The sequence below is a fragment of the Prevotella communis genome (genome assembly GCF_022024175.1).
Taxonomy (GTDB): Bacteria; Bacteroidota; Bacteroidia; order Bacteroidales; family Bacteroidaceae; genus Prevotella; species Prevotella communis.
On sequence record NZ_CP091794.1, the window covers coordinates 2,733,282 to 2,753,907 of the forward strand.

Annotated in this window: 13 protein-coding genes, 1 tRNA gene and 2 riboswitches; of the genes, 7 read left to right on the forward strand and 7 right to left on the reverse strand. The window is 49.0% G+C overall.

Annotated elements, in window-relative coordinates:
- Positions 1–136: 136 nt before the first annotated feature.
- Positions 137–210, forward strand: a tRNA-Val gene (locus L6466_RS11075).
- A 122-nt stretch (positions 211–332) separates the two neighbouring features.
- Here L6466_RS11075 and L6466_RS11080 read toward each other — a convergent pair.
- The 7 genes from L6466_RS11080 to L6466_RS11110 all read right to left on the reverse strand — a co-directional run bounded on the left by L6466_RS11080 (position 333) and on the right by L6466_RS11110 (position 8,218).
- Positions 333–2,393 carry a TlpA family protein disulfide reductase gene (locus L6466_RS11080; RefSeq protein WP_237802867.1) on the reverse strand — a complete coding sequence of 687 codons (2,061 nt, stop codon included), beginning with the start codon at positions 2,391–2,393 and terminating at the stop codon, positions 333–335.
- Positions 2,394–2,406: 13 nt separating this feature from the next.
- Positions 2,407–3,501 (reverse strand): peroxiredoxin family protein, encoded by a 1,095-nt coding sequence (locus tag L6466_RS11085; RefSeq protein WP_237795057.1) that lies wholly within the window; start codon positions 3,499–3,501, stop codon positions 2,407–2,409.
- 9 nt (positions 3,502–3,510) lie between these two features.
- On the reverse strand, positions 3,511–4,737 hold the full coding sequence (locus tag L6466_RS11090; protein WP_237795055.1) for a hypothetical protein: 1,227 nt from the start codon (positions 4,735–4,737) through the stop codon (positions 3,511–3,513).
- Positions 4,738–4,762: 25 nt separating this feature from the next.
- On the reverse strand, positions 4,763–5,380 hold the full coding sequence (locus L6466_RS11095) for a hypothetical protein (protein ID WP_237795054.1): 618 nt from the start codon (positions 5,378–5,380) through the stop codon (positions 4,763–4,765).
- Positions 5,367–5,924 carry an RNA polymerase sigma factor gene (locus L6466_RS11100; protein ID WP_091852324.1) on the reverse strand — a complete coding sequence of 186 codons (558 nt, stop codon included), beginning with the start codon at positions 5,922–5,924 and terminating at the stop codon, positions 5,367–5,369. The genes L6466_RS11095 and L6466_RS11100 overlap by 14 nt, the downstream gene beginning before the upstream one ends.
- Positions 5,925–6,076: 152 nt before the next feature.
- Positions 6,077–6,676, reverse strand: coding sequence for a BamJ family beta-barrel-assembly machinery protein (gene bamJ / locus L6466_RS11105; protein WP_237802866.1), 600 nt, complete (start codon positions 6,674–6,676; stop codon positions 6,077–6,079).
- Positions 6,677–8,218, reverse strand: coding sequence for a glycine--tRNA ligase (locus tag L6466_RS11110; RefSeq protein WP_237802865.1), 1,542 nt, complete (start codon positions 8,216–8,218; stop codon positions 6,677–6,679).
- Between the two features lie 337 nt (positions 8,219–8,555).
- Between L6466_RS11110 and L6466_RS11115 the strand changes: the two genes are divergently transcribed.
- From L6466_RS11115 to L6466_RS11140, 6 genes are all read left to right on the forward strand, one after another.
- Positions 8,556–11,489 (forward strand): hypothetical protein, encoded by a 2,934-nt coding sequence (locus tag L6466_RS11115; RefSeq protein WP_237802864.1) that lies wholly within the window; start codon positions 8,556–8,558, stop codon positions 11,487–11,489.
- A gap of 118 nt (positions 11,490–11,607) precedes the next feature.
- The gene (locus L6466_RS11120) at positions 11,608–14,319 is read left to right on the forward strand and encodes a DNA gyrase/topoisomerase IV subunit A (protein ID WP_237802862.1); all 2,712 of its coding nucleotides are present in this window, start codon (positions 11,608–11,610) and stop codon (positions 14,317–14,319) included.
- A gap of 3 nt (positions 14,320–14,322) precedes the next feature.
- Positions 14,323–15,078, forward strand: coding sequence for a DUF3316 domain-containing protein (locus L6466_RS11125; RefSeq protein ID WP_237802861.1), 756 nt, complete (start codon positions 14,323–14,325; stop codon positions 15,076–15,078).
- 3 nt (positions 15,079–15,081) lie between these two features.
- Positions 15,082–16,086: a S41 family peptidase gene (locus L6466_RS11130; RefSeq protein ID WP_237802860.1), complete on the forward strand. Its 1,005-nt coding sequence runs from the start codon at positions 15,082–15,084 to the stop codon at positions 16,084–16,086.
- Between the two features lie 605 nt (positions 16,087–16,691).
- Positions 16,692–16,876, reverse strand: a riboswitch (cobalamin riboswitch).
- 67 nt (positions 16,877–16,943) lie between these two features.
- Positions 16,944–17,131, forward strand: a riboswitch (cobalamin riboswitch).
- Positions 17,132–17,175: 44 nt separating this feature from the next.
- On the forward strand, positions 17,176–19,323 hold the full coding sequence (locus L6466_RS11135) for a TonB-dependent receptor plug domain-containing protein (protein WP_237812975.1): 2,148 nt from the start codon (positions 17,176–17,178) through the stop codon (positions 19,321–19,323).
- A gap of 35 nt (positions 19,324–19,358) precedes the next feature.
- Complete coding sequence (locus tag L6466_RS11140) at positions 19,359–20,624, forward strand: hypothetical protein (protein WP_237812976.1); 1,266 nt, start codon at positions 19,359–19,361, stop codon at positions 20,622–20,624.
- Positions 20,625–20,626 lie beyond the last annotated feature (2 nt).

Sequence of the window (20,626 nt, forward strand, 5' to 3'; positions counted from 1 at the left end):
TTCCGATACAGGCTCTATCAGCGCACAGATTTTTCTCAAAGAAATGTTAAATATCTTATTCAACGCGAAAAATCTCAAACCTCAAACCTCAAATCTCAATTTAAATTCGTACCTTTGCACCCGCTTTAGAAAAAAGGTCGGCATAGCTCAGTTGGTTAGAGTATCACCTTGACATGGTGGGGGTCCTTGGTTCGAATCCAAGTGTCGACACAAAACAAATCTCCAAGTCGTTGAAAAATCAACAATTTGGAGATTTTTCTTTTCCTGTTTTGGCGTCGTTTTGGCGTGATAAAAGATGAAAGTTTGACATAAAGTGATTGGGGCACGAATTGTTATTTGAGTTTCTCTTTTAGCCTTTGAAGTTTGTAATCGAAGTAGTCATATCCATCTATGCGGAGGTCGTCACGGACACGGCGGCAGTCGGGGGTAATGGTTTCGTAGTGAGGAATGCCGTTGAAGCGAAACAACTCTTGCAGGCGGGTGAAGTCGGCATTGGTTACACAGACGGTCTCTTCATTAGATAACCATTCGGCCACGTACTGCTTGTAGGCGTCGCTGCCATCGGCAGTGCGCTCCCCAGCAATGAATATAAGTTTCACATCGTCGCGTTTGGCTATCTCGGCACGTAGTTCCTTACTTGCTTGGATAGCACCACGGCAAGGGCCGCAACTCATACCCCAGAAGTCAATCATCAGAATCTTGCCTGGATATTTGGTGCAGAGTGAGCGGATAAGGTCGGCCATCGGCGCGTCAGGGAGGGGCGTAGCGAGGTTGGTCTGCGACTTCTTATAGGCACAGAACTGCTCGGCCTTCTGGTGGATATAGGGGTTGGTGAAGGTTGCGAGATAGAGCGACAGCATCTTGTTGCGTGTAGGCCAGTTCTCTATATATTCCTTTTTTCTAGCTTCGGTAATAGTCGTGTCATTGGGTTGCCATTGATTCAGAATTTCATCGTCAGCCCAGTTATCGAAGTCTGACAGCATATCCTTGTAGGCGCACAGCTGCACCATCATATTGTCCTTGTCAGTTCCCATAAGGTCGCGGAGGGCTGAGAGGTAGTTGCTGAGAGCTGCGGAGTAGTTCTTAAAGTTTGTCTCCATGCCGCCGTTCTCGTCCATAAGCCCCTTGTACTGGCGGTTTCTGACATAATTGGCAAACTGAATGTGGTTGAGCGTAAAGTGGAAATCCTGATTCGCGAGAAGCAGCGGATTATCAAAGTCGATGCGGTGCAGCGGGTAGTAGTTCTTGGCGTCGTAAATCTTCTCGTACTCCACGCTGTCAAGTATCTCTTCGCTCCATTTTCCGTCTCGCTCCTCATATTTTACCAAGTCACTTGCATAGTTGTCGACGTATGACAAATAACGTTCTATGAAGTTCGCCTGTATGTCGGCCAGTGCCAGTTGCATCTCCATCGGCGTGTAATGCTCGCGGCGGCTCACCGTCTGTAGGCGGTACATTGCATTCTGCCAGACGCTTTCGGCCTGGCTGTTAGCATCCTCCAACTTACCTTTAAAAGAAGAAAGCGGTCTGAATACATCGCTGTAGTCGTCGGTGTGCAACCACCGCTCCACGTCGTGGCTGCTGCCGCTGTTATAGACGCAAACGTACCTACCTTGATTGTCTTTCTTGACGGTGATGTCAATGGTCTCGCCCGGACGGGCGAAGAATGGAATTTCGTCGAACTGTGTTTTCGCTTCCTTGGTCCAGAACAGTTGCCGGAAGGGATAGCTGATTTTGAACTTCTTGCAGAATGTACCGTCGGGTGCAATGTTGAGTACCTGCACGGCATCCTCCTTTTCGAACTCATCCTCGTAGTAGCAGTGCAGCATGTCAAATCCTAACTGTTCAGCGTTGAAGTCCTCAATGCGCCCTTTAATAGTAATCGTGTCGGATTTAAACCAATCCTGTGGCACCGTCCACGGATTAGCGTCGGCGAGTTCCTGCATCGTTGGGAATTTGATTTTGTATTTCTTGTCGTGGATGCCTAACAGTTTGAATGCCCCAGAGCCATCGCCCTCGATGAAGTCGAATATCTGTATCTTCTTCGGTAATGGCGCGAAATGCATGGTAAACTCGGTGATTCCACTCTCTGGTGACTGCACCCATGTGTTGAGTTTCAGTCCCTCGGCAGAGTGCAACGGGTAGCGGTTGCCGTCCTCGTCCATGAGATAGGATGATGAGACAAATTGGAAACTCTGTCCCTTGGAGTACTCCATTGTGAAATGTACTGTGGTTGCTGTGTCTCTGAATATAACTTCGCGAGCTTTCAGCTCACCGTTCGCCACATTCACGCAGGCCATTGCCACGGGGTTCTTGATGGTCTTGAATGTCTTTGCCTGCCCCGCCAATGCGACGATAGCGAGGAGGATGGTGATGATGGTTTGCTTGTTCATTGTTCGATTTGGTTTATTTGTTGTTGGGGAAAATCTCTTCGAGCTTCGCTTTCAGTTCTTCTACACTGTTTGGCACGGCGATGATGGTGCCGTCGCGGTCGATGAGGAATAGGGCACTGTTTTGAGTGCCGTGCTTATGGAATACGCCGAACTCATCGTCAAGGTCAACGAGACAGGGCCAGGGGAAGGCGTGACGCTCGATGGCCTTGCGCATGGCATCGGTGGACTTGAATTCGTGAGCAAGGCTGAACACGTTCAGACCACGATTGCGGTATTCGTTGTAGATAGGGATGATGTCACAAGCGTCACGGATGCAGGGCGAGCACCATGAGGCCCAGCAGATGACGAGCGTCAACTTGCCCTTGTAGTATTCAGAGGCGCAGACTTGCTGGCCGTCCATTGTGCGCACATCGTAGTCATTGTACTTTCGCCCGCAAATCTGATAACCCACAGCCTCTTGCTTGGCGATACGCTGATGCACGGGGTGGTCAGGATAGAGCGTGGTGTATTGGCGGTGGTAAATGTCAAGCATAGCGGCAAGGCCCGTGTCATTGAAATGAAAGCCCTTGAGCTGCCCGTCGAGTTCGAACAGGAAACCGAGCATCGGGTGGGCTTTGTAGTAGTCGAGCGTCCATTCGTGGTATTCGTTCTCCAGTTCCGCCATCTTCTGCTTGTCGTTCTCGTCCAGTTTCTCATAGGCAGACATGAACTTCTCTTCGGCAGCTTGCTCCCTAGCGTGCCACGCCTGATACTCCTTGCCTGTGGATTGGATGTCGAATTTGTCGCCGTCGAGCTGGATGGTCACGGTCGCGCCGCCCTCCACGAAAAACTCTCCTGAGCGGAGGGTCATGCCCTTCTCCATCACCTCGCCGAAGTCCACGATGTGCCATCGCTCTATCTGTGCGTCCTCCACGTCGCACTCAAAGCGTCCGTTCTTTAACACGGGTCGTAACGTACTGTCCTTCGGGTCTTCACCGTCGCGGTATATCCTCAGTTCTACGGACGTTGTCCCTTCGGCCACCGTGCCAATGACGTGACACCTCACTTGCCCCTGCCCCGCCATTGCAGCGAGGGCGAGGAGGATGGTGATGATGGTTTGCTTGTTCATTGTTCTGCTTTAGTCGATGGGCTCGTATTGTCTGGTTTGAGTGAAGCGATGGCCGGAGGTGCTGTTCCTTGCCTGCTTGGGTGTCAGGGCCTTCATCCTTTTCTTGTCATAGACCACCTTGCCATTCTTCCAACTCTTCAGGATGAGCCACTCCATGGGCACTATCATGTCGCCCGTTCCCTCGACGACGACGATGTTGAACTCCTGGTCGTCGATGCAGTGAAGATAGATGTGGTAGAAGCCCAAAGCTCTACGGTAGTCGAGATTCTCGAACAGTTCGCTCATGGTTCTAAGTCCGTAAGTGGTGTGGGGCATAAATCGGAAGCAGATGCCTGGATTGTCCTCTAAGAACGCCCATGTCGTCTGTATCAGTTGGCTTAGCACCGAGTCGGCCAGTGCCCTGGAATGCATGGTATAGACGGTTCCCTTCGTCTCGCTCTTTGGCTGCAGGGGAGTGAGCGTTTTTTGGTGAATGACGAAGTCGTCGTTGTCATTCCATTTCACCTCTTTGAAAGTATAGGTGGTATCGCAATAGACATTGAACTGGCGGGTGGCGATGCCCTGCTGTTTTAGGATGGGCTGGAGCAAGGACGTGTAGGCCGCTTTATTGAAGGGCACCAACTCCTTCATCTGCCTACCCACGCTGTCGGGCGTGTACTCATAGCTGAAAAAACCTAACCCCTTGGGTATCCATGGGTTCTCGTTGTTGCCAGCCATAGGGTCATAGCGGAAGGTGATGATTTCGGGCGCACCGTCATACAGCACCTCTCTTTGGCGCTGCCAAGTCTTGAGGGTGTCGCCACTCTCATATTCTCCTAACGCGATGGTATAGCGCACACTGTCCACCCCGCCCCGGTGGTATTCCCATGTGTAGCTCTCCGTGGCGTCGTCGGTGATCGACTTACAGGTATTGCGTACAGCATTGTATATCCCGTTTGTCCGCTCGTTCTGCTCCTTTCGGATGCTGTCTATCTTAAGGTTCTGAGCGTCCTTTTTGGGGTCACCCGTAGGTGGCGTGGGCTGGAAGTCGTTCATCAGTCGGCAGGTGATGTGGACCGTCTTGTGGAGTCTCCCGTGGTAGTCATAGGAAACTTGTGCGCTGCCTCCCAGCGCCTGCACTACGCTCACAAGACTATCGATCTTCGGATTGCCTTGCATGCGCTCCTGAAGCGTCCCCTGAGCCATCGTGCTAAGGGCAATGAATGTGGCACAAAGTGTAAATGCGATTTTTTTCATATCTTGTTCGTCATTTAGTTACAAATTAATACTCCTCGTTATTGATTGCCATTTCCACTTGCTGGGTCATATGTTTACCGCGTTGGCGGATTTCTCTGGTCATCTTTTGGAAGTCGGTTTGAAGGCTGCCGTTTATTTGTACTGCCATTTCCATACGTCTCATTTCCTCAGCGATGGCTTTTTCCGCAAGTTCTGTTGCATCCATGAACTCAGGCTCTAGTGTGCTTTCTGTCGTTTCTGCTTTCGCCATGTAGTGTTTCGATGGTTTGGACATGTGAAGAATCTCTTTCACCCTTTTCACCGTGTCAGCCATCTCCTTACTTTCTTTCTTCTCCTGCGGAAGAGTCTCTACTTCCTTAGTCCCTGTTTGTGGACTGACAATCGTGGTGTCTGTTTGTACCACAAGGTTGTTTCCTTCATCATTTTGATTATTGGTAACGATGCCTAAAGAGATAAGCAGCAGGACACTGGCGGCTGCGGCTATTGCCGATGCGATGTAGAGCCTGATACGTCGTGCAGGCTTAGGCTGCTCAGTGGGTAAGTCTGGCAGACTGTCCATGATACGGTCAGTCCATTCGTCAGGGTTGCTGACGTCGGGCTGCTGCCCCTGCAATCCATTCAATATGTCGTCAATCTTCTTCATATCCTAAATCCTTTAGTCGTTTACGAATTGTCTGTCGGGCCACGTAGAGGTTACTCTTTATCTGTCGGGCATCCATGCCGGTAATCTGTTCTGCTTCCTCAGATGACAGTCCTTCCAGTTGGCAGAGCGTGAAGACCAGACGCTGCTTCTCGCTCAGTCCCTCAGCCAGTATCCTCACGATTGCCACCCACTCGCTGTTCTCGAGGATACGCTGGTTGTCATCATCAGAGGCAAACTGTCGCAACACGGTCATGTCTTCCGGCAGGGCAGCGACTTTCTTCACGGCTTTGAGCCTATTGAGACACAGTCGGGAGGCGATGGTGTAAAGCCACGAGGCGAAAGGCTGCTGTGGATTGTAGCTTCTGATAGCCGTCCAAGCCCGTACAAACGTATCCTGCACCACGTCCTTGGCTTCCTCCTCATCTGCCAGCATCTTCAGCGCAAGCGAGAACAGCATGCGCTGATAGGTCTGCACCACCCATCGGAAAGCGGCCTTGTCGCCGCCCTGGCATCGTGTGAGAATATCGTCCTCTATCTGTATCATTGTTTGTAGGTCCTTCTATTATAGCATACAACCAAGAAAGGCAAAAGTCAAAAAGAAAACGTAATATTTTTTGGTTTAGTCTATGGAAGTGCAAGAAAAAAAGGCAGTCACCAAGTAAAGTGATTGCCTTTTTCTTTTATCTCATATATGAATTACCTCCAAGGCTTCATAGCCTCACCAACAGGAGAAAAATCAAGCAGGGTCAGGTCGAACACCAGGACGCTGTAGCCAGGAATGGTGCTATAGTCCGATGTGCCATAGCCTAACTCACTGGGGATATAGACACGCCAGTAGTCGCCCTTATGCATATTCTGCAAAGCCGTGGCATAGCCTAAGATAGTATTCGACACCGCCTGGCGTTTTGTATAGGCGGTCTTGACAGAATACTCGCCAAAGACTGTACTGTCAAAGATAAAGCCCTTAGGATAAGACTTCGAGGGGATCAGGCGTCCACGATAGACCACGCGGACAGAATCCGTATAGATTGGCATCTCCGTACCTTCTCCATTTGAAATCTTCTTCACATAGATATAGTCAGAAGCTGCACCTTCCGTGTTAGGATCAAGAGAGAACAACTTAATGCGTTGCCAGTTAGACTGCTTCAGCGAGTCATTGGCCAAAGAAGCAAGGAACTGCTCGTTGCGATTCTTCCAGTTAGCGTACTCTTCCTCCTCAGAAGCCTCCTCGCTGCATGACGACAGGCCTACAAGACCTATCGCCATAGCGAAAAGATATAGGATATACTTTTTCATTTACTGCAATTTTTTCAGCAGAGAAGCAATGCTCACCTTATCTTCGATAATGCTGTTCAGATCGCTGATGTTCACGCGCTCCTGCTCCATGGTGTCGCGGAAGCGCAGCGTAACCTTGCCATCAACGAGCGAGTCGTGGTCGACGGTGACGCAGTATGGTGTACCAATAGCGTCCTGACGGCGATAGCGCTTACCGATAGAGTCCTTCTCGTCATACTGGCAGGCGAAGTGATACTTCAGCTGGTCAATAATCTCACGAGCCTTCTCGGGCAGACCGTCCTTCTTCACCAGTGGCATCACAGCACACTTGACAGGTGCCAGAGCGGCAGGCAGACGCAGTACGGTACGTGTCTCGCCATTCTCCAGCTTCTCCTCGTCAAAGGCATGGCACATGATGCTCAGGAACATACGGTCAACACCAATAGATGTCTCGATGACATACGGAGTGTAGCTCTCGTTGGTCTGAGGATCAAAGTACTTGATGCTCTTGCCAGAGTATTTCTCATGCTGTGAGAGGTCGAAGTTGGTACGAGAGTGAATACCCTCTACCTCCTTGAAGCCAAACGGCATCTTGAACTCGATATCAGTAGCAGCGTTAGCATAGTGAGCCAACTTTTCGTGGTCGTGGAAACGATAGTTCTCAGCGCCGAAGCCCAGTGCCAGGTGCCACTTCATACGGGTCTCCTTCCACTTGGGGAACCACTCCAGCTCCGTACCAGGCTGGACGAAGAACTGCATCTCCATCTGCTCGAACTCACGCATACGGAAGATGAACTGGCGAGCCACAATCTCGTTACGGAAAGCCTTACCGATCTGAGCGATACCAAAAGGAATCTTCATACGACCAGTCTTCTGTACGTTCAGGTAGTTCACAAAGATACCCTGAGCCGTCTCAGGACGCAGATAAACCTTCATTGAACCATCGGCACTGGCACCCATCTCCGTAGAGAACATCAGGTTGAACTGACGCACATCGGTCCAGTTCTTGGTACCACTGATGGGGTCCACGATTTCCTCATCAAGGATAATCTGCTTCAGAGCCTCCAGGTCTGGTCCCTGCATGGCAGCAGCATAGCGTGCGTGCAGGTTGTCGCGCTTCTCCTTAGCTTCCTTCACGCGCTCGCTGGTCTCCATATATTTTGCCTCGTCGAAAGAGTCGCCAAAGCGCTTGCGGGCCTTCTCTACCTCTTTCTGAATCTTCTCGTCGTATTTGGCAATCTGATCCTCGATCAGCACGTCAGCACGATAGCGCTTCTTTGAGTCGCGGTTGTCAATCAAGGGATCGTTGAAAGCATCCACGTGACCAGAAGCCTTCCATATTGTCGGGTGCATAAAGATGGCGCTGTCGATACCCACGATATTCTCGTGCAACATCGTCATAGCCTTCCACCAATACTGCTTAATGTTATTCTTCAACTCCACACCGTTCTGACCATAGTCGTAAACGGCTCCTAAGCCATCGTAAATCTCACTTGAGGGGAATACAAAACCATATTCCTTACAGTGCGATACAATCTTCTTAAATACGTCTTCTTGTGCCATAATTATTTGAAATTTCTAGAAATCTGCGTGCAAAGGTACAATATTTTGAGGAGTTAAAGGGATAACAAGTAGTTAAAGGGAGTTAAAGGGCTCAAAAAAGCCGTCAATAAGCCTCACCATCCTCACCTTCCCAATCCCAGAGACTATAAAACATCTTCATCACCACCAATCACCATACGTGCATTGGCACCATTAGGCAATGTTATAAATTTCTATAAATTTGGTTGCAAAAATACAAAATTATTTATAAAACTATGTTTTTTCATAATTAAAAGTGTATATTTGCAACTGTTTTTACAATATATAACTAAAATCAATAAACTAAAATCACATCAGCATGAAGAAAAACTACGCTAAACAGGCATTGCTGGCTTTGGCTCTTGTTACCTCAGTTTCAGCATCTGCCATTGAGTTTCCTGCCATCGGTGGAGCACCAGAGGATGGGAAGGTTTACATTTTGACAAGTCGTTCTAATCCCTCTAATTTTTGGACACGCACATCGTGGGACGGTGCATTCTATCTACAGCCCTACAATGCAGACAACATCAAGAATTCAGCTTTCAAGGCAGTTAAGAACGACGACAACACATGGTCGTTTACGATTGACGTCGATTCCAAAGGCGAAAATGAAGAGACAATCACCACCACTTATTTCGTGGGTATTCCAAGTGGCACAGACAACCTGAATGCCAACCTTGAGGAACCCGTGAAATGGGAAGTGACAGAAGGCGATTATCCCGGTTTCTACAAGTTGAAAGCTGGCGAGGGTCAAGGCAACGAAAAGACCATTGGCGGCTATCTGCACCTGAACAACGGCAATGAGTTTGCTGTTATCTCTGAGAGTTCCAACTACTGGTTCCCCGACTACTATGGAGGTGTTCAGAAGAACGAATACGATGAGCCTATTACAGATGAAAACGGCTACTTACCCGTACCACTGAACACCATTTCCCAGAACTGGGCTTTCGTTGAGACTACCACCAATCTGGCATCATTCAACCAAAAGGTTCGACTTTATTCACTTCTACAAGGCATTGAGGATAACTACCTTGAGGATGATATGTACAAAGAGGGCTTCCAAAATGCCATCAACGCTGCCCTGCCCTACTACCAGAAAGCAGAGTTTGACGAGACAGACTATGAGACCGCAGCAGCCATCATCAAACATTACACCGATCTTTATGATGAAATTCAGAAAGCCCTTGAGTTGCTGGGTAACGACAACGATGCCACCTTTACAGATGCTATCAACAACGCAGTAAGCAGCTTCAACAATGCCAATGTCGACCTCGATGCAGCAGTCAGCACGCTGAAGGCCGCCGAAGAGGCCTATGCCAAGGGCTCTGGCGATCTGACTGTCCTGGGAACAAACATGAGCTTCGAGGATCTGTCGGCACAAAATGGTTCACAGAGTTCAGGCATTGCTGCGCCTCCCACAGGATGGAACGTTTTTATCAAAGGTAAACAGGTAACCACAGTTGACGAGATAAAAGCTGCTGGCATTACCGCCTGGCATGGTGTGAACGATGACTCTGAAGGCGAAACCAAAGACGGAAATCTAGCTTTCGGAATCTGGAATGGCGGTATTCCGGAATACGAAATCTCACAGACCATCAGCGGATTGGAGAACGGAACATACATTGTTAGGGCCGCCCTGATGGTAGGCGCTAACGGCAGTGGCTCACGCCGTACCACACAGCGCATATTCGGTAACCTAAACTCTACCTACTTCGCATCTCAAGACGAATATGATGAGACACGCTTAGACCAGTCTGAGGTGTACCGTTTTGCAGAACTGGTAGAGCCTATTACCGACCGTCAGATGCAAGAGATGAGCGTCGAGGCACTGGTCTACGACGGCACCTTAACCTTCGGAGTGCGCACTAATGGTGACTATGCTGCAGCATTGCGCGACAATGGCAACGGCGCTGGTGGCGACGGATGGTTCAAAGTTGACAACTTCCGCATTGAAAAGACAGAATTCTCGTCCGACAATGCTGTTGCCATCTACGTACATTTCGCTGAAGCTCTGGAACAACTTCTCAGCAACAAGATGGGGACCTCGATTTACAAAGAAGCAAGAAATATACTGGAACAATACGAAATCGACAACAAAAGCACATTAGAGCAGATTATCACAGCTTTCACAGCCATCAAGAACATCTATGCCGAAGCAAAACGTTCTGCCGATGTGTATAGTGAGTTAAAAGCCGCTCTTGTGAAGAGTGAAGAGAACCTTAAGATCTATGAACATAGCGCAAGCGCTAACAGTTTTGAGGATCTCTTTTATGACATTTATGACATCTACGAGGATGGCAATGCCAACGAAGAGCAAATCAAGGCTTGTATCAAGCAATTGGAAGACGGCATTGAACAACTCAAAGCCACAGCTATCGCATTGGGTGATATCACGTTTGTTCTGAAAAACCCGAGTTTCGAGGATTTGAGTAACCAGAACGACATCCCAGACAGTGGTGCACAGAACGCTCCTAAGGGATGGAACCTATATGTTGACGGTGAGGCTGCCCAAACCGTAAGCGGCGGATGGTGCGCTATCAACAAGGGAGATAATATCAGTGTCACCCTTGACAACGGCACAGAAGCAACAAAGCAACCCACTGATGGCGAGTATCTTTGGGGCATCTGGAATGAAAACATACCTGAGGTAGAACTCAGTCAGACGTTTATGAATATGCCTCCAGGTACCTACACACTGAAAGCCGACGTGATGGTTGAATACAACTGGGCCAACGACAACACCACCACACAGCGTATCTTCGCCAACAACTGCGTACAGATGTGGGGCACGCCTGAAGCTTATAGCGAACTGAATATGCCTGCCGACGCAATCAATGCCGCTGAGTTAACTTATGCCGGATATACTTGCACAAACGGCTTGATGGGTGATGCTAATTCTTCTCTGCTTCATCCTATGTCAGTAACGTTTGGCGTAGGTCCCGACAGTACGATGACCATCGGTTTCCGCACCAACGGTATCAATATTAATGGTGTGAAGAACGGTGAGGATGACCCCAACGGCGACGGCAACCTTCGCGGCCAGGGATGGTTCAAGGTCGACAACTTCCGCTTGAGCTACGACAGCGAGGAGATTCCCACCAGCATTGCTTATATCAGAGAGAAGACCGTTACTACATCTGAAATCTACGACATCAACGGTATGCGCCAGACAAAACTCCGCAAAGGCATTAACATTGTCCGCTTGCCTCAGGCCGATGGCTCTCTGAAGATAAAGAAAGTGATTATCAAGTAATACGTGGAAGCTTCCTACGAGGCTTTTCTTAAAAAAAAACTGAATATCTCGGCATTTTGCGAAGATATTCAGTTTTTTTTTTGTACTTTTGCAGACAAACTGAAAACCATAATACACAATGGACGACGAAAAGAAAGACGACGAATTGATTGAAATTAATGACGAAGAGCAAGGGTCAGAGGGTCACTCTGATTACAAGCCCGTGAACCGTTTCGACGCTTCGGTGGTGCATCACCTGAGCGGTATGTATCAGAATTGGTTCCTGGATTATGCCTCGTATGTTATTCTGGAGCGTGCCGTGCCTCATATCGAGGACGGACTGAAACCTGTGCAGCGCCGTATCCTTCACTCAATGAAGCGTATGGACGACGGACGCTACAACAAGGTGGCCAACATCGTGGGTCACACCATGCAGTTTCACCCTCACGGTGATGCCTCTATTGGTGATGCCCTGGTGCAGCTGGGCCAGAAAGACCTGCTGGTTGACACGCAGGGTAACTGGGGTAACATCCTGACAGGCGACCGTGCCGCTGCTCCGCGATATATCGAGGCACGCTTGTCTAAGTTTGCCTTGGACACGGTGTTTAATCCCAAGACCACCGAGTGGCAGCTCAGTTACGACGGACGTAACAAGGAGCCTATCACGCTCCCTGTGAAATTCCCGTTGTTGCTATCGCAAGGTGCCGAAGGTATCGCCGTAGGTTTGTCGTCTAAGATCCTGCCACATAACTTCTGTGAAATCTGCGATGCAGCTATCAATTACCTGCATGGCGAGGAGTTCCATCTCTACCCTGACTTCCAGACGGGTGGCAGCATCGACGTATCAAAATACAATGACGGACAGCGTGGTGGCGTGGTCAAGGTTCGTGCCAAGATTGAGAAACTGGACCAGAAGACACTGGTCATCCGCGAACTGCCTTTCACCAAGACCGTGTCAACGCTTTGCGAAAGCATCACCAAAGCCATTGAGAAGGGTAAGATCAAGGCACGTCGTGTGGACGACCTGACATCGGCCGAAGTAGAGATATTGGTACATCTGGCTCCTGGTGTCAGCAGCGACAAGACCATCGATGCCCTGTATGCCTTCACGGATTGTGAGATTAACATCTCGCCCAACTGCTGTGTCATCAAAGATGATAAGCCTCAGTTCCTGACGGTGAGCGATGTGCTTATCCATAGCGTAGAGCGCACCAAGGACCTGATTCGTCAGGAACTGGAGATTCGCAAGAACGAACTGCTGGAGCAGTATCATTTCTGCTCTTTGGAAAAGATATTCATCGAAGAACGTATCTATAAGGACAAGAAATTCGAGGAGGCGCCCAACGTAGATAAGGTTTGTGAGCATATCGACAACCGACTCACGCCTTTCTATCCACAGTTGGTACGTGAGGTGACGAAAGACGATATCCTGCGCCTGCTGGAAATCAAGATGCAGCGCATCCTGAAGTTCAACAAGGAGAAGGCCGACGAACTGATGGCCCGTATCAAGGCCGAGATAGAGGAGATAGACCGCGACCTGGCTAACTTGGTAGAGGTAACGGCTTCATGGTTCCAGTTCCTGAAGGATAAATACGGAAAGACTCACCCACGACTCACGGAGATCCGCAATTTCGACACCATTGAGGCAAGCAAGGTGGCAGAAGCCAACCAGAAGCTCTACATCAACCGTAGCGAGGGTTTCATCGGAACGGGACTGAAGAAAGACGAGTTTGTATGCAACTGTTCTGACATCGACGATATCATCATCTTCTATCGTGACGGTAAGTTCAAGGTGGTGCGTGTAGCTGAAAAGCTCTTCGTAGGCAAGAACATCATCTGGCTGGGTGTGTTCAAGAAGAACGACAAGCGTACTATCTATAATATGATATACCGCGACGGAAAGGTGGGCACATGCTATATCAAGCGTTTCAACGTGACGGGTATCACACGCGACCGTGAGGTAGACCTGACAATGGGTACACCTGGCACACGCGTGCTCTACTTCACAGCCAACCCCAATGGTGAGGCCGAGGTCATCAAGGTGACGCTTGATGCCGCCGTGCTCAATGACCATCCTCGCATGAGTCTGTTCCTGGAGCGCTCGTTTGCCTCTATCGACATCAAGGGACGTACCTCTAAGGGTAATATCCTGACGAAGTTCCCCGTACATCGCATCACGCTAAAGAGTCAGGGACACTCCACGCTGGGTGGTCGCAAGGTATGGTTCGACCCAGACGTGAACCGCCTGAACTACGATGAGCACGGCAGACTGTTGGGTGAGTTCTTTGATGAAGACCAAATATTGGTTGTACTGAAGAACGGCGAGTTCTATCTGACCAACTTTGACCTGAACAACCACTACGAGGAGAATATCCTGCGCATCGAGAAGTTTAATGCCGACAAAGTATGGACCTGCGTACTTTTTGATGCCGACAATCAGGGCTATCCCTACCTGAAACGCTTCCAAATGGAGGCTACCAAACGAAAGCAGAACTATCTGGGCGAGAATGCACAATCACAGTTGGTACTGCTCACAGATGTAGTTTACCCACGTATTCAGGTGAACTATGGTGGTGCTGACGAGTTCCGTGGTTCAGAGGAGATTGATGCCGAGCAGTTTATTGCCGTCAAGGGCTTCAAAGCCAAGGGTAAGCGTATCAGTACCTATCAGATAGAGAGTATCGTAGAACTGGAGCCTACAAGATTCCCTGAAGAGCCAGAGGCTTCTGAAAATACAGACAATCAGGAAACCCAGGAAGAGCAAGACCTCGATCCGGATGCAGGTAAGAGTCAGCAGCAGGTTGTTGACGAAATGACGGGTCAGCTCAGGCTCTTTGATGATGAAGCGTAAGTAATGAATGTCAGGGGTTTCGTATTAGGTATTGCCTGCTGGGCATTGGGTGTTGGCTATGCCAATGCCCAAAGCAGTTACCAGGTTGGTATGGGTACGACCCACATTCTGGATACCTACCTGACACAAGAGAAATTCAAAGGCACAGGCCTGACATTCCTCAATGTCAACGAGCATGCCAAGCCTGATGCCAACTGGTCAACCATTTGGCAGCATCAGATAAACCTCTCGCATGTAAAAGACCGTTCAGAGGATTGTTCCGAACTGGAAGGTATCTACAACCTCTACATCGGTAGGTATCGCGCCTGGCATCTGCTTGACAATCGACTGAGACTACAGGCAGGTGTACTTGGTGACTTCGGACTGGGCTTTATCTACAACACCAAGAACTCAAATAACCCTGCTCAGGCCCGACTGGGGCTGCAGGCACGCCCGTCAGGTATTGCCACCTACAACATCAGCCGGTTCATATTCCGCTATGAACTGGACCTTCCCCTTGCGGGCATCGTATTCAGTCCTAACTACGGACAGTCGTACTACGAGATTTTCTCCTTGGGAAACTACGACCACAACGTTGTGCCAACCACATTTATTTCTGCACCTTCTTTTCGTCAGCAGTTTACTGTAGCTTGGCAATTCAACAAGAGAACGGCTCTGACTCTGGGGTATCTGGGCGACTATCAGCAACTGCAAGTCAACAACCTGAAGCAGCATGTTTACTCACATCGCCTCATGATAGGCATTGCCAAAGGATTCTAACGTATGCGAAAACTCTTGTATATACTCTGTTTGATACCGCTCTTCATTTCCTGCGTTGACGAAGAGGAGTTTGCCGACACACCCCAGGGCAACATGGAAGCTCTGTGGAAGATTATCGACGAGCATTACTGTTTCCTAGAATATAAACAACAGGAATACGGATTGAACTGGGATGCCGTACATGAGAAATACAAAGAGCGCGTAAAAGGAAAACTGACAAGGAAACAGCAGTTTGAAGTGCTATGCGACATGTTGGGCGAACTGCGCGACGGACATGTCAACCTCAGTGCAGCCCACGACTTCGGGCGCTATTGGTCATGGTTCGAGGACTACCCCACCAACTTCAGCGATACGTTGTTACGACGCTATATGGGTACCGACTATCAGATTGCCTCCGGTATCTCCTATAAGATACTGGACGACAACATCGGCTATATCCGCTACGAGAGTTTCAACGACCCCATAGGCGAGGGCAACCTGAACGAGGCTTTGTCGCACATGATTCTTTGCAGGGGCCTCATCATTGACATCAGGAGCAACGGTGGCGGCATGTTGACCAATGCCGAGAAACTGGCAGCACGCTTCTGTCAGGAGAAAACGCTCGTGGGCTACTATCAGCATAAGACCGGCCCCGGGCATCAGGATTTCTCCGACAAGGAGGCACGCTATCTGGAGCCATCAGCCAATGTACGCTGGAACAAGCCCGCTGTCGTACTGACCAACCGTCGTGTGTATAGCGCAGCCAACGAGTTTGCGGTCTATATGAAGACGCTTCCCAATGTCCGTCTGGTAGGTGATCATACAGGCGGTGGCGCAGGCATGCCCTTCAGCAGCAGCCTGCCATGTGGATGGAGCGTCAGGTTCTCAGCAGTACCTATGTATGATGCGCAGGGAGAATCTGCGGAATTTGGTATTGAGCCCGACTATAACGTCCAGCAAACTGATGAGGATTTTGCGAAGGGAAAAGATACGCTGATAGAGTTTGCCCGCCAGTTACTAGTCCAATAAAAGCACGCCTTGCAATTGATTTAAGTCACTATAACAGGCTTTTCTTACCGAAAAGTAGAACAAATTCTTGCCCACATCAAGAAAAAGTGATACTTTTGCAGTCTCAAACAAAGGATAACAGATTATTGATGCGCCTCTGACAAAGGGTCAGATGGATTTAAAAGAAAGGAAATGAAAATGAAAAAGATTGCAAAGAAGATGGTAAAGACCATCACAAAGAATTGGAACGAAGCAAATGAATTAATTGCAAGAGGTTCTATCTACAGTCTGTAAAAGACTGCCCCCCCAAAAAAGAAACATTAAAAGATAAAAAGGAATCGGGCCGAAAGCATCACTGCTTTTCGGCCCGAGTTCGTTGTAAAAATATATTATAGTTGATTATGTTATCTTAGTAATCCCAAAAGGAAGAATCCTGATATCATTAATTGCCTCATCAGCATCTTATTTTTACCTTAAAAAAGAGGACGTGCTATCTCCCGACAGGACGGCCTCCGTTTGAACTTATATAATAATACACGTATACACGTACAATGAAGGCCTGCGCCCTCGTTGATTCTACAAAAAACAAAACTTGCGTCGCACGCCCTTACATCGAGAGCATTTGACTTTTCTTCCTGTAAAAGGCTGGTCTTCAGACTTTCCTCCGCTCCCAAGCGCCTTCTCGTCCAAACGGGCAATGGCATGCTTGCTTAGGAGTCATAATGGAGTTCACTGCTGCGGGACAGTCGGAGATTCACACTCCAGTTCCCAATTAATCGCGGCTAAGCGAACCTTTCAGGGCAGTGTCACGTATGACATTGCGGGTGCAAAGATACAACTTTTTTTGAAAACCAAACATTATTTCAGGAAAAAGTTCGTATATTTGCACCCGATTTGGTGATTTCCCCGTGATCCACGGGGGAAGAGAGGGAATCAGGTGAAAGACCTGAACAGTGCCCGCTACTGTAATCTCCATTATGAAAAGCCTAAGATATCCACTGAGGCAATCGGGAAGGAAGGCTTTTTTGGAGAGAGTCAGGAAACCTGCCAGTCATTACGAACATTGACACGAACGCCCCGGGAATAGGGTTTCGGAAGAAAGTTAAGAAAGTGAGAAGAAAGAAACTATTGCTGATGCTTGCACTGTGGCTTATGGTCGCAGCGGTTTCCTTTGCCCAAAAGTCACGAAAGAACGCGATGCGCGACTCCGTGACACTTGACAACGTTACCGTTTTGGGTAAGAGCAAGACACAGCAACTGCGCGAAGGGGCTCTTACCGTGAATGCCATCGACGTACGTTCGATGATAAGCAGTATCAGCAACCTGAACAGTCTGATTGACCATACAGCAGGTGTGAAGATACGCGAGGAAGGTGGACTGGGCAGCGACTTCGACCTGAGCATCAACGGAATGTCTGGCAATGCCGTGAGATACTTCATCGATGGTGTGCCTCTCGACACAAAAGGCTCTGGCGTCACACTGGCCAATCTGCCCATCAGTATGATTGACCGTGTAGAGATATATAAAGGTGTAGTACCTACGTGGCTCAGTAGCGATGCCTTGGGAGGAGCCGTCAACGTGGTGACTAATCGCAAGAAGACCAATTACCTCGATGCGTCGTATGGCATGGGTTCCTTTCACACCCATAAAGCCGACCTCAACGCGCAGTATATCTTCAGGAACGGACTGACCATCCGCCCTACCCTTGGCGTCAACTACTCGAAGAACGACTATACGATGAAGGGTGTGGAACTTTGGGACGAGACGGCACGAAAGTTCCTGCCACAAGACCGCAAGCGTTTTCACGATGCCTACCTTTCATTGTTAGGACAGGTGGAAGTGGGCTTTACGGATAAATGGTGGACAGACGAGTTCTTTGTCAGCGCATCATACCATCAGACCGACAAAGAACTGCAGACAGGACAGGTGCAGACACGTGTCATCGGTATGGCAGATAAACAGACAAAAGCCTGGAGCGTTGGCGCCCGCTATCAGAAACGCGCGTTCCTGTTGGAAGGTCTCAATGCCAACTTCTCGTTCTCTCACACCTGGGACCATTCTATCACCACAGATACCGCCCACCGCCAGTACGACTGGAACGGCGACTATATAGTCAGCGGACATAACGAGTTGAACGGCAGAAACTTCAAACGGAGGCATATTAAGCGACCCATGACGAATGCGCGAGCCGAACTGAACTACCTATTCTCTGACGAACACATGCTGAACATCAGTTATGCGCTGTATCGTACAGGAAACAACCGCTGGGATGATGTGGACCAGGAGTTTGAGCCTGCCAATGATGTACTGGCCAAGCATATCATCGGACTGGCCTATAACCAGTCGTTAATGCAAGGGCGGTGGTACAACACCTTCTTTGTGAAAGACTATATCAATTATCTGTCAGTAGAACAGACAGACCTGGCTTTTCTGACCAACTCGCGAGACGTGGCAGGTTCCAACACCCAGAACAACATTGGTGGAGGCATAGGCAGCCGATTTGAAATTATCAGACCATTAGCCATCAAAGCCAGCTATGAACATAGCGTTCGACTGCCCCTGGCAAGAGAACTTTTGGGCAACGGTACTACTATCTACGCCAATATGGCATTAAAGCCTGAGTGTAGCGACAACCTAAACCTAGGTCTCTTTGGTACTTTGCAATACGGACAACACACCTTTTACTATGAAGCCAATGGCTTTCTGCGATTTGTGGACAACTATATCCAACCACAAATAGCCGAGAAAGAAGGTATGATGCAATACACCAACGAACCTGCCGTGCATATCAAAGGTATTGAGGGAGAGGTGCGTTACAACTGGGATAAGCGTCTGCAGATAGTGGGCAACATGAGTTGGCAAGATGCGCGCAACCGTCAGGAATACCTGACTAACGGGCAGCCCAATGCCACCTTCAACAATCGCGTGCCCAATCGTCCTTGGCTGTTCGCATCGACAGAAGCCCACTACTCGTTCTTCGACCTTTTCCAAGAAAAAGACCACCTGACCGTGAGTGCCGACTATCAATGGGTCCATTGGTTCTTCTTGTCGTGGGAAGCTTACGGCAGCAAGAGTACCAAAGCCCGCATTCCGACAAAGAATACCATAGGTGCTAATATCACCTATTCATGGTGCCGCAACAGATATAGCGTCTCGATAGACTGCGACAATCTGTTTGATGCAACGACCTACGACAACTACAAGTTGCAGAGACCTGGTCGCACTCTGTTCGCCAAGTTCAGGCTATTATTACAATAAACAATATAACAACTAATTTAAATTCAAAAGACAAAATGAAAAAACTAAGTTTCCTTCATTCGCTGATGGCAGTACTGATGATCACCGCTGCCTTTACAGCATGTTCTGAAGATGATGACAACGACACTTCCGGCTCATCAAAAGGTGCCCACTACGACCTGACTATTACAGTAGGAAAGCATGGTGGTATGGCAAAAACAGAGACCCACGTAACACTGAGCGTGGCTTCGCTGAGCGACCCCGACACAACTATCACGTTCGACGGCAAGGGTGTTGAGATTACCGACTACACAATTGAAAGCATCTACGACGACGAGTTCATGTATCAGGTGCCCTCTTCAATGGACCGTTTCTCTAAACTGCAGTTGAAGAACAACAATCTGACTGTCGTTCAGGAACAGAAGTTCGACAAGAACACCTACACACCACGTAACTACACCCACGCATGGCTAGACAAGAACACCCTGCTCATCATGTCAACAACAGAAGATCACACCAAGGTGATTTGGACGAAGTTGAACGTCAAGGACATGAGCATCATTAATGAGGGAACAGTGGACGGCATCAAAGTGGCCGAAGGCTATAACGTGCTGTCAACCAGCGGTCTGCTAGCCTATCGTAAGAGCGACAAAAAACTGTTCTACTTCTACAACAACAAGGGCTTGACCAGCGGAAGCAACAAGAGCACCAACGAACCCTTCTTCCGCATTGCCGTCATCAATCCTGAGACGATGGCCGTTGAGCAGGAGATTATCAACAGTGAGGCTGCTCAGATGCAGGGTTCTGCTTACGGCGAACTGCTCCAGGACTTCATCTTCTTTGATAAGGACGACAACCTCTATCTTACCGCCTTCAGCACCAAGAGCAAGAAGAACTACGGTCAGCTGCTGCGCATCAAGAATGGAGAGTACGACTTCGAAAAGGGTTACAACGCATTCCCCGACACCAAAGGTAAGATCCTGACCATTCAGTATCTGGGTGGCAACAAGGCACTTGTCTACTCTGGCGACAACGCAGTGGGCACAGGTATTCAGGATGTAGCATACTATTATTCTATCGTAGACCTCGACACCAAACAGGCCACCCGACTGCAGTATAACGGTGAGGATATCGCCTATAGCGCAGGCAGCTTCTCTCAGCGCTCTGTCTATAACGCCAAGGAGAACAAGGCCTACTTCGGTGTGAGCAACGATACAGAGAACCGTATCTATATCTACGATGTGGCTACTGGCAACGTGAGCCTTGGTTCAAAACTGGCCACCGGCGTTTATTTCGACCAGATCCGTTTCTTTGAAAAATAAGA